The organism is Pseudomonas sp. ENNP23 (assembly GCF_001728945.1).
GTDB classification, from domain to species: domain Bacteria; phylum Pseudomonadota; class Gammaproteobacteria; order Pseudomonadales; family Pseudomonadaceae; genus Metapseudomonas; species Metapseudomonas otitidis.
In genome coordinates this window covers 34079-47677 of sequence record NZ_LYSP01000045.1, presented here as the reverse complement: position 1 = coordinate 47677, position 13599 = coordinate 34079, and the positions used below count along the sequence as shown (strand labels likewise).

The window sequence follows — 13599 nt, the reverse complement described above, 5'->3', positions numbered from 1 at the left end:
TGGAGCGCTTACGTACGAATCGGGTGCATAAACGAAAAAGCCCCCGGCACATGCTGAGGGCTTTTGAATTTGGCTCCGCGACCTGGACTCGAACCAGGGACCCAATGATTAACAGTCATTTGCTCTACCGACTGAGCTATCGCGGAACAACGGTGCGTATCTTACTGATTAGAAAGGAGAAGTCAAGCACCTGGCTTGAGCTTCTCCTGCCTTGCTCAGAGCACTTGGGTGATGGCGTGGGTAACGCTGTCCAGGTTGCTGCCGTTCAGTGCCGCTACGCAGATGCGGCCGGTACTGACGGCGTAGATGCCGAACTCGTTCTTCAGGCGCTCGACCTGCTCGGCAGTAAGACCGGAGTAGGAGAACATGCCGCGCTGGCGAGCAACGAAGCTGAAGTCACGCTTGGCGCCTTGGGCGGCGAGTTGCTCGACCATGGCGAGGCGCATGCTGTGGATGCGGCTGCGCATCTCGGCAAGTTCGGCTTCCCACATGGCGCGCAGTTCATTGCTGTTCAGTACGCTGGCTACCACGGTGGCGCCGTGGGTCGGTGGGTTGGAATAGTTGGTGCGGATGACGCGCTTGACCTGGGACAGGACGCGGCCGGCCTCTTCCTTCGAGCTGGTGACGACAGACAGCGCGCCAACACGTTCACCGTACAGCGAGAACGACTTGGAGAAGGAGCTGGAAACGAAGAACTGCAGCCCGGATTCAGCGAACAGGCGGACAGCGAAGGCGTCTTCGTCGATACCTGCACCAAAACCCTGGTAGGCGATGTCCAAGAACGGAACATGCTCGCGCTCGCGCAGGACTTCCAGTACCGCCTTCCAGTCATCCAGTTCCAGGTCGACGCCGGTCGGGTTGTGGCAGCAGGCGTGGAGGACCACGATGGAGCGTGCGGGCAGGGCTTTCAGGTCTTCCAGCAGGCCAGCGCGGTTTACGCCATGGGTGGCGGCATCGTAGTAGCGGTAGTTCTGGACCGGGAAGCCGGCGGACTCGAACAGCGCGCGGTGGTTTTCCCAGCTCGGATCGCTGATGGCCACAACCGCATCGGGCAGCAGGCGCTTGAGGAAGTCTGCGCCGGTTTTCAGTGCGCCGGTGCCGCCTACAGCCTGGGTCGTGACGACACGGCCTTCAGCCAGCAGCTGGGAGTCGGCGCCGAAGAGCAGCTTCTGCACGGCCTGATCGTAGGCGGCAATGCCTTCGATTGGCAGGTAGCCGCGGGGTGCATGGGCTTCGATGCGGGCTTTTTCGGCTTCGGCTACAGCGCGGAGCAGGGGGATACGGCCTTGCTCGTTGTAGTAGACGCCTACGCCGAGGTTCACCTTCGTGGGGCGGGTATCGGCGTTGAATGCTTCGTTAAGGCCCAGGATCGGGTCGCGTGGGGCCATTTCGACAGCAGAAAACAGACTCATGATGCGGCTGCTCGAGGAGAGGGAAGGGTAGGGGGCCTGAGCAACCCCGAGCGTCTGCATTGGGGTTGCGCAATCGGGCCGGTATTATAGCGGTCACGCTCGCCAGGGGCGACATCAAACGCCCGCTTTTCGCCAGTTTTGACGCCCTCTGCGCGAGGGGGTCACATCGCAAGTCCGAGGATCGCCATGTCAGACTTTCAGCTCGTCACGCGTTTCCAGCCCGCCGGCGATCAGCCCGAGGCCATCCGTCAGATGGTGGAGGGCCTGGAGGCGGGCCTTTCGCATCAAACCCTGCTGGGCGTGACCGGCTCCGGCAAGACCTTCAGCATCGCCAATGTGATCGCCAAGGTGCAGCGGCCTACCTTGGTTCTGGCGCCCAACAAGACCTTGGCTGCCCAGTTGTATGGTGAGTTCAAGGCCTTTTTTCCGAACAATTCCGTCGAGTACTTCGTCTCGTATTACGACTACTACCAGCCGGAGGCCTACGTTCCGTCCTCGGACACTTACATCGAGAAGGATGCCTCGATCAACGACCACATCGAGCAGATGCGCCTCTCGGCAACCAAGGCGCTGCTGGAGCGTTCGGACGCGATCATCGTGGCCACCGTGTCCTCGATCTATGGCCTGGGTGATCCCGCGTCCTACCTGAAGATGGTCCTTCACCTGGACCGGGGCGATCGTATCGACCAGCGCGCGTTGCTTCGGCGCCTGGCGGATCTGCAGTACACCCGCAATGACATGGATTTCGCCCGAGCCTCCTTCCGGGTGCGTGGCGATGTGATCGACATCTTCCCCGCCGAATCCGATCTGGAGGCTATTCGCGTCGAGCTGTTCGACGACGAGGTCGAGAGCCTGTCGGCGTTCGACCCGCTCACCGGCGAGGTGATTCGCAAGCTGCCCCGCTTCACCTTCTACCCCAAGAGCCACTACGTCACGCCGCGCGAGACGCTGCTCGAGGCGGTAGAGAAGATCAAGGAAGAGCTCAAGGAGCGGTTGGAGCAGCTGCGTGGCGCCAACAAGCTGCTGGAGGCCCAGCGACTGGAGCAGCGCACCCGTTTCGACCTGGAGATGATTCTTGAACTGGGCTACTGCAACGGCATCGAGAACTACTCCCGCTATCTGTCCGGGCGCGATCCCGGGCAGGCGCCACCCACCCTGTATGACTACCTCCCGCCGAATGCCCTACTGGTGATTGACGAATCTCACGTCACCGTCCCGCAGATCGGCGCCATGTACAAAGGTGACCGTTCCCGCAAGGAAACCCTGGTGGAGTATGGCTTCCGCTTGCCGTCCGCCCTGGACAACCGTCCGATGCGCTTCGATGAATGGGAGTTGATGGCGCCGCAGACCATCTTCGTCTCGGCCACGCCCGGTCCCTACGAGGGGGAGCATGCCGGGCGCGTGGTCGAACAGGTGGTCCGGCCCACCGGCCTGGTGGACCCTGAGATCGAAGTGCGTCCGGCCGTCACCCAGGTGGACGATCTGCTTTCGGAGATCCGCAAGCGCGTCGCGCTGGAGCAGCGCGTGCTGGTCACCACCCTGACCAAGCGGATGGCGGAGGACCTCACCGACTACCTGGGGGACCACGACGTTCGTGTGCGCTATCTGCACTCCGACATCGACACCGTCGAACGGGTCGAGATCATTCGCGACTTGCGCACCGGTGCCTTCGATGTCCTGGTGGGGATCAACCTGCTGCGTGAGGGGCTGGACATGCCTGAGGTTTCGCTGGTGGCCATCCTCGATGCCGACAAGGAAGGCTTCCTGCGTTCGGAGCGTTCATTGATCCAGACTATCGGTCGCGCCGCGCGGAACCTGCACGGGCGGGCGATTCTCTATGCCGACAACGTGACGGGGTCGATGCAGCGTGCAATCGACGAGACCGAGCGTCGTCGCGCCAAGCAAATCGCCTTCAATGAAGCCAACGGCATCGTGCCCAGGGGTGTCCAGAAGGACATCAAGGACATCCTCGAAGGCGCGACCGTACCCGGAGCGCGCAGCAACAAGCGCAAGGCCCAGGCCAAGGCAGCCGAAGAGAGTGCGCGTTATGAGGCCGAGCTGCGCTCGCCCAGCGAGATCAACAAGCGCATCCGGCAGATGGAGGAGAAGATGTTCCAGCTCGCCCGCGATCTGGAATTCGAAGCCGCCGCGCAACTGCGGGACGAAATCCAGAAGCTGCGCGACCTGTTGTTGAAGGTCTGATACCCCGTATCAGTGGGCCGTAGCGCCGGCCCCACTGCCACCGGCCGGCAGACTGCGTGTCAGCAGTACGGCAATCATGCTGACCCCGAGTGCGATACCGATGAAATGGAAGGCATCGTTGTACGCCATGATTGCTGCCTGCTGGTGGGCAATCTCACTCAACTTGCCCAGCGCAGCCTGATCACTGCCGAGTGTCTCTGAAAGCAGGGCCAGGCGCTCTGCGACCTGGGGATTGCTGGGCACCAGTGATTCACGCAGGTAGTCGAAGTAGACCTTGGCGCGGCTGTCCAGCAGAGTGGCCAGCAGGGCGATGCCGATGGCGCCGCCCAGGTTGCGCAGGATGTTGAACAGGCTGGAAGCAGAGCCCGCGTCCTGGGGCAGGATGTACGCCGTGGCAATCAGTGAGATGGTCACCATGACCAGAGGTTGGCCCAGGGCACGGACGATCTGTATCTGGTGGAACTGAGGGCCGGCGAAGTCCGGATTGAGGACACCCGAGGCGAAGCTAGCCACACCGAACAGTCCAAAACCGATTGCGCACAGCAGCTTCGGCGAAATGACCTTCATAAGTTTGGGCACCAGTGGGATCAGGAACAGCTGGGGTACGCCCATCCACATGATCACTTCGCCGATTTGCAGCGCGTTATAGCCCTGGATCTGCGCCAGGTAGAGCGGCAGCACATAGATGGACCCGTAGAGCCCCACGCCCAGCCCCAGGCTGGAGATGCTGCTCAGCCCGAAGTTGCGGTTGGCCAGGATGCCCAGGTTGATCAGCGGGTTGGGTCTCGAGAGCTGGAGGATCACGAACAGGACCAGGCTCACCAGGGCGATGCTGCCCAGCCCGACGATCAGGCTCGATTCCAGCCAGTCCTTGCGGTGTCCTTCCTCTAGGAACACCTGTAGGCAGCCCAGCCCCAGGCCGAGGGTGACGATGCCGGCATAGTCCGTGCGCTTGAGCAGTTCCCAGTGGGACGCCTTTTTCTCCAGGCCGTACATCAGGCCTGCAATCATCAGCAGGCCCGGGGGCACGTTGATGTAGAAGATGTATTCCCAGCCGAAATTCTCGGTGAGCCAGCCACCCAGTGTCGGGCCGATGGAAGGCGCGAAGGTGGCGGTGATAGCGAACAGCGCCATGCCCTTGGCGCGGTGGTGCTCCGGCAGCTTGATCAGTGTGAGCGTGAAGGCCAGCGGGATCAGTGCCCCGCCGGTGAAACCCTGCATGGCGCGGAAGACGATCATGCTCTCCAGGTTCCAGGCCAATGAGCAGAGCAGCGATGAGGCGAGGAAGCCCAGGGAAACCCATACGGCCAGCCGGCGTGCCGAAAGCAACTGCACCAGCCAGGCGGTGAGGGGAATCATGATGATCTCGGCCACCAGATAGGAGGTGGAGATCCACGAGCCTTCTTCCAGAGTGGCTGACAGAGCGCCCTGGATGTCCTTGAGCGATGAGTTGGTGATCTGGATGTCCAGCACCGCCATGAAGGCGCCGAGCATGGCGCTCATCACGGCGATCCAGTCCCGTCGACTGGGCTCGCCGGTAGGGCGCAGCAGCGCGTCAGCGGCCACAGTCATTGATCCTGCTGAATGGAAACCTTCGCCAGCACCGACATGCCGGGGCGGATGCGGCCTTTCAGGAAGCTTTCGTGGTCGAAGGTGATCTTCACCGGGATGCGCTGCACCACCTTGGTGAAGTTGCCGGTGGCATTGTCCGGTGGCAGCAGGCTGAACTGCGCGCCGGAGGCGGCGAACAGGCTATCCACGCGGCCTTCGATCGGGGTGCCGGGGAAGCTGTCGAACACCAACTCAACCTTCTGGCCCGGCTGCATGTGCTCGATCTGGGTTTCCTTGAAGTTGGCCTGCACCCAGATGTCCTGGTCCGGCACCAGAGACATCAGATGGGCGCCTACCTGGACATACTGGCCATTGCGTGCTGCGCGCTGGCCGACGAAGCCGTCGATGGGGGCGCGAATCTCGGTGCGCGCCAGGTTCAGTTCAGCCTGGGCAATGTCTGCCCGGGCGGTGGCGATCTGTGCCTCCAGGCGCTTGATGTCGGCACGCAGCGCATCGGTCTGCACCCGCTGGGCCTTGAGGTCGGCTTCGGCCTTGGCCAGTTGCGAACGGGCCACGCGGGAGTCGGCCGAAAGGGTGGTGACGCGCTCTTCCGACACGTAGCCGGGCTTGCGCAGGGTCTGTGCGCGGGATAGGTCGATCTGGGTACGGCCCAGTGTGGCCTGGCTCGCGGAGACATCCGCTTCACTGGCGGCGATCAGGCTGGACTGCTGGGTAAGTTTGCTCTGGGCCTGTGCCAGCTCGGCCTCGCGGGTGGCCAGGGTGGCCTGGGCGCGCTCGAGGGCGACGCGGAAGTCCGCCGACTCCAGGCGTACCAGCAGGTCTCCCTTCTTCACGGCCTGGTTGTCTCCCACCAGCACCTCTTCTATACGCGCACCGAGCTGACTCGAGACCCGGGTGATTTCGCCCTGGACATAGGCGTTATCGGTGCTCTCCAGGAAGCGCCCGATCAGCAGCCAATGCGCGAAGAAACCACCAACCACCAGCACCAACAGCGTCAGGAAGATGAACAGGCGGCGTTTCAGTGGGGCAGGCATAGGCAGGCTCGAATCTGTGATCAAAGACGCGGGAATCTAGCACTGTTCCAGTCAGGCAAGTAGCCAGTACACTTCGTAAACTTTGTTGCTTATGGGGAACAATAATGGGCTTGGATGATGCGCTGATCTTTACTCGCGTCGTGGAACTGCACAGCTTTACCCAGGCAGCCCATAGCTTGGGCATGCAGAAGTCCACGGTGAGCCGGCGCATCGCGTTGTTGGAGGAGCGGCTGGGCGTGCGCCTGCTCAACCGCACCACCCGCAAATTGCGGCTCACGGAAGTGGGGCAGGCCTATTACGACCGATGCCGGCAGATCATGCTCGACTTCGCCGAGGCTGAGCAGGCGGTCATGCAGTTGCAGCAGGCGCCGTCCGGATTGTTGCGTATCACGGCCCCCATCGAGTTCGGCCAGATGTTCCTGGGCCGGGTGCTGGGGCAGTTCATGAGCCAGTACCCGCAGATCACCGCCCAGGTGGAGCTCACCTCCCGGGAAGTGGACCCGCTGGAGGAGGGGGTGGACATCGCCATCCTGGTGGGCCAGCCGCAGGACTCGAGCCTGATCGCTCGCAAGCTGTTCGAGGCCGGACGGCGTCTTTGCGCCAGCCCGGCCTACCTGGCGGCTCATGGCGTGCCGCGTACGGCCGAAGACCTGGCCCTGCACCGCGCCGTTTTGTTGCCCATCGACTCCCAGCGCTACTGGCCGCTGCTGGAGACCTCCGTGCCCTGCCAGCGGGTGCTGCACTGCAACAACATCACCTTTGCCCGCGAGGCGGTGCTGTGGGGCGCGGGCATTGCCTCGTTACCGCTGATGATTACCGAGCAGGCGGTGCGCCGTGGGGAGCTGGTCGAGCTGCTGCCTGGAGTTCCGCTGCCCAGCGGCGAGATCTACGCCGTCTACCCGTCACGGCGATTCCAGGCGATGAAGGTCAAGGCCTTCCTGGATTTCCTCATGGCCCGGCTGGCCATGGAGGAGGAGGCCGCGTGGCTGGAGCCCGCTGGCTCGCGCCTGCTAACATCGCGCCCTTGACCGTTCCTCTGTATCAGGACCCTCCATGACCACTGTCCGCACCCGCATCGCGCCGTCGCCCACCGGTGACCCGCACGTCGGTACCGCCTACATCGCCCTCTTCAATCTCTGCTTCGCCCGTCAGCACGGTGGCCAGTTCATCCTGCGCATCGAGGATACGGACCAGTTGCGCTCCACCCGCGAGTCCGAGCAGCAGATATTCGACGCCTTGCGCTGGCTGGGCATCGAATGGGACGAGGGCCCGGATGTGGGCGGCCCGCATGGTCCCTACCGCCAGAGCGAGCGCGGCGAGATCTACAAGAAGTACGCCCAGGAGCTGGTGGACAAGGACCATGCCTTCCCCTGCTTCTGCACCGCCGAGCGCCTGGACAAGCTGCGTGCCGAGCAGACCGAGCGCAAGGAAACCCCGCGCTATGACGGCCACTGCATGCACCTTCCCCGCGAGGAGTCGGCCAAGCGCATCGCAGCGGGCGAGCCCCATGTCATCCGCATGAAGATGCCCACCGAGGGCGTCTGCGTGGTTCCGGACATGCTCCGCGGCGACGTCGAGATCCCGTGGGACCGCATGGACATGCAGGTGCTGATGAAGACCGATGGCCTGCCCACCTACTTCCTGGCCAACGTGGTCGATGACCACCTGATGGGCATCACCCATGTGCTCCGTGGCGAGGAGTGGCTGCCGTCGGCGCCCAAGCTGATCAAGCTCTACGAGTATTTCGGCTGGGAGCAGCCCACGCTCTGCTACATGCCGCTGCTGCGCAACCCGGACAAGAGCAAGCTCTCCAAGCGGAAGAACCCGACCTCCATCACCTTCTACGAGCGCATGGGCTACCTGCCCGAGGCGATGCTCAACTACCTCGGCCGCATGGGCTGGTCGATGCCGGACGAGCGCGAGAAGTTCTCCCTGACGGAGATGATCGAGCACTTCGATCTGTCGCGCGTGTCCCTGGGCGGCCCGATCTTCGACCTGGAGAAGCTCTCCTGGCTCAACGGCCAGTGGATACGCGAGCTGCCGGTGGAGCGCTTCGCAGCTGAGGTGCAGAAGTGGGCGCTGAATCCTGACTACCTGATGAAGATCGCCCCCCACGTACAGGGCCGGGTCGAGACCTTCAGCCAGATCGCTCCGCTGGCCGGCTTCTTCTTCGCCGGTGCTCTGCCTCTGGATGCATCGCTGTTCGAGCACAAGAAGCTCTCGTCCGACCAGGTTCGCCAGGTCCTGCAGTTGGTGCTGTGGAAGCTGGAGTCGCTGCGCCAGTGGGAGAAGGACCGCATCACCGGCTGCATCCAGGCTGTGGCCGAGCACCTCGGGTTGAAGCTGCGGGATGTCATGCCGCTGATGTTCCCGGCCATCACCGGGCAATCCAGCTCGGTCTCGGTGCTGGATGCCATGGCGATCCTCGGTGCCGATCTCACCCGTTTCCGTCTGCGCCAGGCACTCGAGCTGCTTGGGGGCACGTCGAAGAAGGAAACCAAGGAGTGGGAGAAGATCCGCGACGCCATTCCTGGTTGAGTGATCGAGTACCGAAGAGGCCCGCCTGATGCGGGCCTTTTCGTATGTGTGGGTAGGGCGGTGGCTTCGGTTTTGCCGCGCGGCAATGGCAGAGACGGGTAAGTGTTTGTTCTGCCGACGAAAAATTTTCGATTCCGATGAAAAAATTTGTTGACGACCTCCAGGGTCGCCCTTAATATGCGCCCCGTCTTCGCGACGAACTCAACGTAGCGAAGCAATCCAGCGGTACTTTGGGGCTATAGCTCAGCTGGGAGAGCGCTTGCATGGCATGCAAGAGGTCGACGGTTCGATCCCGTCTAGCTCCACCAATTTACCGGAATGTGAAGCGAACGCTTCATGTTCGCGAAGGTTAAGTCCCCTTCGTCTAGTGGCCTAGGACACCGCCCTTTCACGGCGGTAACAGGGGTTCGAGTCCCCTAGGGGACGCCACTTTCCAGCAGCGATTGCCATCAGGCAAATCGCGCACCGAAGCGGTTTTCGGGGCTATAGCTCAGCTGGGAGAGCGCTTGCATGGCATGCAAGAGGTCGACGGTTCGATCCCGTCTAGCTCCACCAAATCCGATGCGTACAGCATCAAATCCAAGGCCAGCACTTAGCTGGCCTTGCTTTTCGAAGGTTACTGTCCCCTTCGTCTAGTGGCCTAGGACACCGCCCTTTCACGGCGGTAACAGGGGTTCGAGTCCCCTAGGGGACGCCACTTTTCCCGCTCTGCGGGGTTTAAAGGGTCATTCCGTCATGGAGTGGCCCTTTTGTTTTTGGGCCTGAAAAAATTCCTCCTTTCCCTCGTGCCTTTGGCCGGCTGGCCCTTGGCGGCGGCCTGCGCGTGCTGGAAGATGGCAGCCCATTGGCGGCCGCCGTGACCGGGTGGGTGCTGTTCGCTTCCAAGGAACACGTCGGCCCGGTGTCGGTCGACATCTGGAGTGGCCGGCCCGGTGGGCCGTGGCATCTGCATTGAGGGGATAGAGGCAAATGAGTCTGACGATGGATGTGGTGTTGCGCAGGGCGCGCCCCGTCTTGCCGGTGCTGGTGATCGAAGACACCGCCCTGGCGCTGGACCTGGCCGGTGCGCTGAGTGCCGGTGGGGTCGAGGTGCTGGAGGTGACCTTGCGTACGCCGCGTGCGCTGGACGCGGTCGCGGCGATCCGCAAGGAGTTCCCGGACCTGCTGGTGGGGGCGGGCACGCTGATCCACACCGAGCAGTTCCTGGAGGTTCGCGATGCCGGTGCGCATTTTGCCGTGAGCCCGGGCTGCACCGAGCGCCTGGCCGCCGCCGCCGAGGACTCCGGCCTGCCTTACCTGCCCGGCGTCATGACACCGTCCGAGGTGCTGCTGGCGCTGGAATACGGCTACCGCTCGCTGAAGCTGTTCCCCGCCAACGGCAATGCCAGCGTGAAGATGCTCAAGAGCCTGAAGGGACCCTTCACCGGCATCCGCTTCTGCCCCACCGGCGGCGTCACGCCGGACAACCTGCTGGGCTTCCTGCAACTGCCCAACGTCGCGTGCGTGGGCGGTACCTGGATCGCGCCGTCGAGTCTGATCCGCGCCCGCGCCTGGGACCAGATCACCCAGTTGGCGCGGGAGGCCCGGGAACTGGTGCACAAGGCGGAGCACGGCTGATGAACTGGGACCGACCTGATCCATTCGTGATCGACCTGATCGTGGCGGCTGATGACATCGATGGCCTTGGTCATGCCAACAACGCTGTCTACGTCAGTTGGCTGGAGCGCTGTGCCTGGCGCCACTCCCAAAGCCTGGGCCTGGACCTTGCCGAATACCGTCGCCTCGACCGCGCCATGGCGGTGGTGCGCCACGAGATCGACTACCTGGCCGCCGCCTATGAAGGGCAGGCGCTGCAGATGGGCACCTGGATCGTCGAGTCGGACCAGCGCCTGAAGATGGACCGCTGCTTCCAGTTGATCCGCCCTGAAGATGGCGCGACGCTCCTGCGAGCACGCACCACCTTCGTGTGCATCGAACTGTCCACCGGTCGACCCAAGCGCATGCCCGTCGAGTTCGTCGAGGGTTACGGCCGGGCGCTGCTGCCGGCCGATTGAGCTCATTCCAGGGCGGGCGCCAGGTACAGCTCCGTCGGGCTTTGCATGATGCGCAAGCCACGATGCTCCCCCGGTTGCAGGAGGATCGATTGCGGCCGCCCCACCGGGCCGGCGCTGCAGTACCCCGAAGGTGCTTGCCGCAAGGCCAGCACCTGCTCGCCTGCCGGTATCTCCAGTACCACCGCTTGCCCCGGCACGAGCTGCGCCACGGCCTCATCCCGCAGGTAGAGGTTGATGTCGCAGGCGTTCGCGGCGTTTTCGTCCCGGCGGACTTCCAGTTCGGCCAGAGCGTCTGGCGCAGGCTGCAGCGTGGCCGCAAAGCCGTTGGCGGACGCGGTCAGGCAGCAGGCGAGGGCGAGGCAGGGGGCTTTCATACGGGGCTCACGGTTCTGGTCCTGCGGTTTGGACCACGGACGAGCGGCTTCGGCTCCCACCCATTCAAGGGTTCTAACCCTCAGGGCCGCCCATTACACTACGCGCCCCTCAACACTCCCCCCCTTCAGTACCTATGCAAATCGCCTTGGCACCCATGGAAGGCCTGGTCGACGAAATCCTGCGTGACGTCCTCACCCGCGTGGGCGGCATCGATTGGTGCGTCACCGAGTTCATCCGCGTGTGCGACCGCTTGTTGCCCGCCACCACCTACCAGAAGCTGGCACCTGAGCTGGCCGACGGTGCACGCACCCGTGCAGGCACGCCCATGCGGGTGCAGTTCCTCGGCTCTGATCCGGTGTGCCTGGGCGAGAACGCCGCCTTTGCCTGCGAGCTCGGGGCGCCGGTCATCGACCTGAACTTCGGCTGCCCGGCCAAGACAGTGAACAAGTCCCGGGGTGGCGCCGTGCTGCTCAAGGAGCCCGAGTTGCTGCATGCCATTGTTTCCGAGGTGCGGCGCGCGGTACCGGCGGCCATTCCGGTGACGGCGAAGATGCGTCTGGGCTACGACAGCCCGGAAGTCGCCCTCGACTGTGCTCGCGCGCTTGCCGACGGCGGCGCCCAGCAGATCGTGGTCCACGCCCGTACCAAGGTGGAGGGTTACAAGCCACCTGCCCACTGGGAGTGGGTCGCGCGGGTGCAGGACGTGGTGCGCGTGCCGGTGTTCGCCAACGGCGAGGTGTGGACCCTGGACGACTGGCTCCGTTGCCGGGAGGTGAGCGGGGTGGAGGACATCATGCTCGGTCGCGGCCTGGTTTCGCGCCCCTCGCTGGCCCGGCAGATCGCGGCCGTGCGCGATGGTCGCGAGCCGGAGGAGATGAGCTGGGAGGCGTTCTTCCCGCTGCTGCAGGACTTCTGGCGCCAGGCCCGGCACAAGCTCGCGCCGCGCTACGCCCCCGGTCGCCTCAAGCAATGGGTGGGCATGCTGACCCGGACCTACCCCGAGGCGGTGGCGCTGTTCGCCGAGATCCGCCGGGAGCATGACTGCCTGCGCATCGACAGCCTGCTGGGCTGCGATCTGCTCGCAATTCAGCGGCCGCCCGAAACGTCCAGAATGGCGCCGGTGGTGTAGGACGCCTCGTCGCTGGCCAGTCACAGGATGGCCGCTGCAATTTCCTCCGCTTCGCCCCCGCGCTTCATTGGCACGGCGTGGCGCACCCGTTCGATCCGGTCGGGCTCGCCGCCGCTGGCATGGATGTCGGTGTGGATCACCCCCGGACGAACCGCGTTGACCCGGATGCCGTCGCCGGCCAGTTCCTTCGCCATGCCCAGGGTCATGGCATCGATGGCGCCCTTGGCAGCGGCATAGTCGATGTATTCATCGGGAGCGCCGATACGGGCTGCCACCGAGGACAGGTTGACGATGGCGCCACCGGTGCCGCCGTGCTGGGTCGACAGGCGGCGGATGGCCTGCTTCGCACAGAGGAAGCTGCCTATCACGTTGGCCCGCAGGACGCGCTCGAAGCGGGCTGCGTCCATCGCCTCCAGGCGCATCTGCCGCTCCAGCATGCCGGCGTTGTTCACCAGCACGTCCAGCTGGCCGAGCGCCTCGTCCAGGCGCTGGAACATCTGCTCGACCTGTTCTTCGACGCCCGCGTCGGCCTGGATTGCCAACGCCTCGCCACCCCCCGCGCGTATGGCATTGACCAGCGCCTCGGCCTCTTCGCGCCGCTCCCGGTAGTTGATACCCACGGCGTAGCCGCGTTGCGCGGCGAGACGTGCCGTGGCAGCACCGATGCCACGACTGGCTCCTGTGACGAGCATGACCTTGCACATGATTTACCCCCTTGAAAAGTATCGGCCTGTCCCTATCTAGGGTACTGCGGGATGCCGAAGTCGGGTCCCGCACCCGTAGAACCCTTGCTGATCTATTCAGGAGAACACTATGAGCACTGCATTTTCCCTGGCCCCCCTGTTCCGCCATTCCGTGGGTTTCGATCGCTTCAACGACCTGTTCGAGTCGGCCCTGCGCAACGAAGGGGGCAGCAGCTACCCGCCCTACAACGTCGAGAAGCATGGCGATGATCAGTACCGCATCGTGGTCGCGGCCGCCGGCTTCCAGGAAGACGACCTCGAACTGCAGGTCGAGCGTGGCGTGCTGACCGTCAGCGGTGGCAAGCGCGACAAGGGCGCCGAGAGCAGCGTGACCTACCTGCACCAGGGCATCGCCCAGCGCGCTTTCAAGCTGTCGTTCCGTCTGGCCGACCACATCGAGGTGAAGGGCGCATCGCTGCAGAACGGCCTGCTCAACATCGACCTGGTGCGTGTCGTGCCGGAAGAGGCCAAGCCCAAGCGCATTCCCATCGGTGGCAACGGCGGGCCGGCCATGCTGGAGCACTGATCGACTCCTGGCCG

At 63.9% G+C, this 13599-nt stretch carries 11 protein-coding genes, 5 tRNA genes and 1 pseudogene; 11 read left to right on the top strand and 6 right to left on the bottom strand.

Going from position 1 to position 13599, the window contains the following annotated elements; translation table 11 throughout:
- Nucleotides 1-70 precede the first annotated feature (70 nt).
- Nucleotides 71-146, bottom strand: a tRNA-Asn gene (locus A9G05_RS21960).
- Between the two features lie 69 nt (nt 147-215).
- A complete protein-coding gene (locus A9G05_RS21955; RefSeq protein ID WP_069562964.1) occupies nt 216-1412 on the bottom strand; it encodes an amino acid aminotransferase in 1197 nt (398 codons plus the stop codon).
- A 186-nt stretch (nt 1413-1598) separates the two neighbouring features.
- Here A9G05_RS21955 and uvrB point away from each other — a divergent pair, with 186 nt between their 5' ends.
- Entirely contained in the window at nt 1599-3614 is a 2016-nt protein-coding gene (gene uvrB / locus A9G05_RS21950; protein ID WP_069562963.1) for an excinuclease ABC subunit UvrB, read from the top strand.
- 9 nt (nt 3615-3623) lie between these two features.
- Here uvrB and A9G05_RS21945 read toward each other — a convergent pair whose 3' ends face one another.
- Both A9G05_RS21945 and A9G05_RS21940 read right to left on the bottom strand, forming a co-directional pair.
- Nucleotides 3624-5120 (bottom strand): MDR family MFS transporter, encoded by a 1497-nt coding sequence (locus A9G05_RS21945; protein ID WP_171902738.1) that lies wholly within the window; start codon nt 5118-5120, stop codon nt 3624-3626.
- Between the two features lie 62 nt (nt 5121-5182).
- On the bottom strand, nt 5183-6220 hold the full coding sequence (locus tag A9G05_RS21940) for an HlyD family secretion protein (protein WP_069562961.1): 1038 nt from the start codon (nt 6218-6220) through the stop codon (nt 5183-5185).
- Nucleotides 6221-6324: 104 nt separating this feature from the next.
- On the opposite strand from A9G05_RS21940, the gene A9G05_RS21935 reads away from it, so the two are divergent.
- The 8 genes from A9G05_RS21935 (at nt 6325) to A9G05_RS21900 (ending at nt 10812) form a co-directional block, all read left to right on the top strand.
- The gene (locus A9G05_RS21935; RefSeq protein ID WP_069562960.1) at nt 6325-7248 is read left to right on the top strand and encodes a LysR family transcriptional regulator; all 924 of its coding nucleotides are present in this window, start codon (nt 6325-6327) and stop codon (nt 7246-7248) included.
- Nucleotides 7249-7273: 25 nt separating this feature from the next.
- Nucleotides 7274-8758, top strand: a complete 1485-nt coding sequence (gene gltX / locus A9G05_RS21930) for a glutamate--tRNA ligase (protein WP_069562959.1) — start codon at nt 7274-7276, stop codon at nt 8756-8758.
- A 232-nt stretch (nt 8759-8990) separates the two neighbouring features.
- Nucleotides 8991-9066, top strand: a tRNA-Ala gene (locus A9G05_RS21925).
- Between the two features lie 45 nt (nt 9067-9111).
- Nucleotides 9112-9187: transfer RNA gene (locus A9G05_RS21920), tRNA-Glu, on the top strand.
- Nucleotides 9188-9237: 50 nt separating this feature from the next.
- Nucleotides 9238-9313: transfer RNA gene (locus A9G05_RS21915), tRNA-Ala, on the top strand.
- A gap of 66 nt (nt 9314-9379) precedes the next feature.
- Nucleotides 9380-9455 (top strand) — tRNA-Glu (locus tag A9G05_RS21910).
- Between the two features lie 272 nt (nt 9456-9727).
- On the top strand, nt 9728-10375 hold the full coding sequence (locus A9G05_RS21905) for a bifunctional 4-hydroxy-2-oxoglutarate aldolase/2-dehydro-3-deoxy-phosphogluconate aldolase (RefSeq protein ID WP_069562958.1): 648 nt from the start codon (nt 9728-9730) through the stop codon (nt 10373-10375).
- A complete protein-coding gene (locus tag A9G05_RS21900) occupies nt 10375-10812 on the top strand; it encodes a thioesterase family protein (protein ID WP_069562957.1) in 438 nt (145 codons plus the stop codon). Before A9G05_RS21905 ends, A9G05_RS21900 begins: the two co-directional genes overlap by 1 nt.
- Before the next feature lie 2 nt (nt 10813-10814).
- On the opposite strand, the gene A9G05_RS21895 is transcribed toward A9G05_RS21900, so the two are convergent.
- Entirely contained in the window at nt 10815-11186 is a 372-nt protein-coding gene (locus A9G05_RS21895; RefSeq protein ID WP_069562956.1) for a hypothetical protein, read from the bottom strand.
- Between the two features lie 134 nt (nt 11187-11320).
- Here A9G05_RS21895 and A9G05_RS21890 point away from each other — a divergent pair, with 134 nt between their 5' ends.
- Nucleotides 11321-12316, top strand: a complete 996-nt coding sequence (locus tag A9G05_RS21890) for a tRNA-dihydrouridine synthase (protein WP_069562955.1) — start codon at nt 11321-11323, stop codon at nt 12314-12316.
- On the opposite strand, the pseudogene A9G05_RS21885 reads toward A9G05_RS21890, so the two are convergent.
- Nucleotides 12274-13020 (bottom strand): annotated as a pseudogene (locus tag A9G05_RS21885) (SDR family oxidoreductase). The gene A9G05_RS21890 and the pseudogene A9G05_RS21885 overlap by 43 nt on opposite strands.
- Before the next feature lie 109 nt (nt 13021-13129).
- Between A9G05_RS21885 and A9G05_RS21880 the strand changes: the two are divergent.
- A complete protein-coding gene (locus A9G05_RS21880) occupies nt 13130-13585 on the top strand; it encodes an Hsp20 family protein (protein ID WP_069562954.1) in 456 nt (151 codons plus the stop codon).
- The last annotated feature ends 14 nt before the right edge of the window (nt 13586-13599 follow it).

Excerpts from the sequence above, each read along its gene's own strand:
- A9G05_RS21955 (WP_069562964.1), bottom strand. The coding sequence starts at position 1,412 with ATGAGTCTGTTTTCTGCTGTCGAAATGGCCCCACGCGACCCGATCCTG.
- uvrB (WP_069562963.1), top strand. The coding sequence starts at position 1,599 with ATGTCAGACTTTCAGCTCGTCACGCGTTTCCAGCCCGCCGGCGATCAG.
- A9G05_RS21940 (WP_069562961.1), bottom strand. The coding sequence starts at position 6,220 with ATGCCTGCCCCACTGAAACGCCGCCTGTTCATCTTCCTGACGCTGTTG.
- A9G05_RS21935 (WP_069562960.1), top strand. The coding sequence starts at position 6,325 with ATGGGCTTGGATGATGCGCTGATCTTTACTCGCGTCGTGGAACTGCAC.
- gltX (WP_069562959.1), top strand. The coding sequence starts at position 7,274 with ATGACCACTGTCCGCACCCGCATCGCGCCGTCGCCCACCGGTGACCCG.
- A9G05_RS21905 (WP_069562958.1), top strand. The coding sequence starts at position 9,728 with ATGAGTCTGACGATGGATGTGGTGTTGCGCAGGGCGCGCCCCGTCTTG.
- A9G05_RS21900 (WP_069562957.1), top strand. The coding sequence starts at position 10,375 with ATGAACTGGGACCGACCTGATCCATTCGTGATCGACCTGATCGTGGCG.
- A9G05_RS21895 (WP_069562956.1), bottom strand. The coding sequence starts at position 11,186 with ATGAAAGCCCCCTGCCTCGCCCTCGCCTGCTGCCTGACCGCGTCCGCC.
- A9G05_RS21890 (WP_069562955.1), top strand. The coding sequence starts at position 11,321 with ATGCAAATCGCCTTGGCACCCATGGAAGGCCTGGTCGACGAAATCCTG.
- A9G05_RS21880 (WP_069562954.1), top strand. The coding sequence starts at position 13,130 with ATGAGCACTGCATTTTCCCTGGCCCCCCTGTTCCGCCATTCCGTGGGT.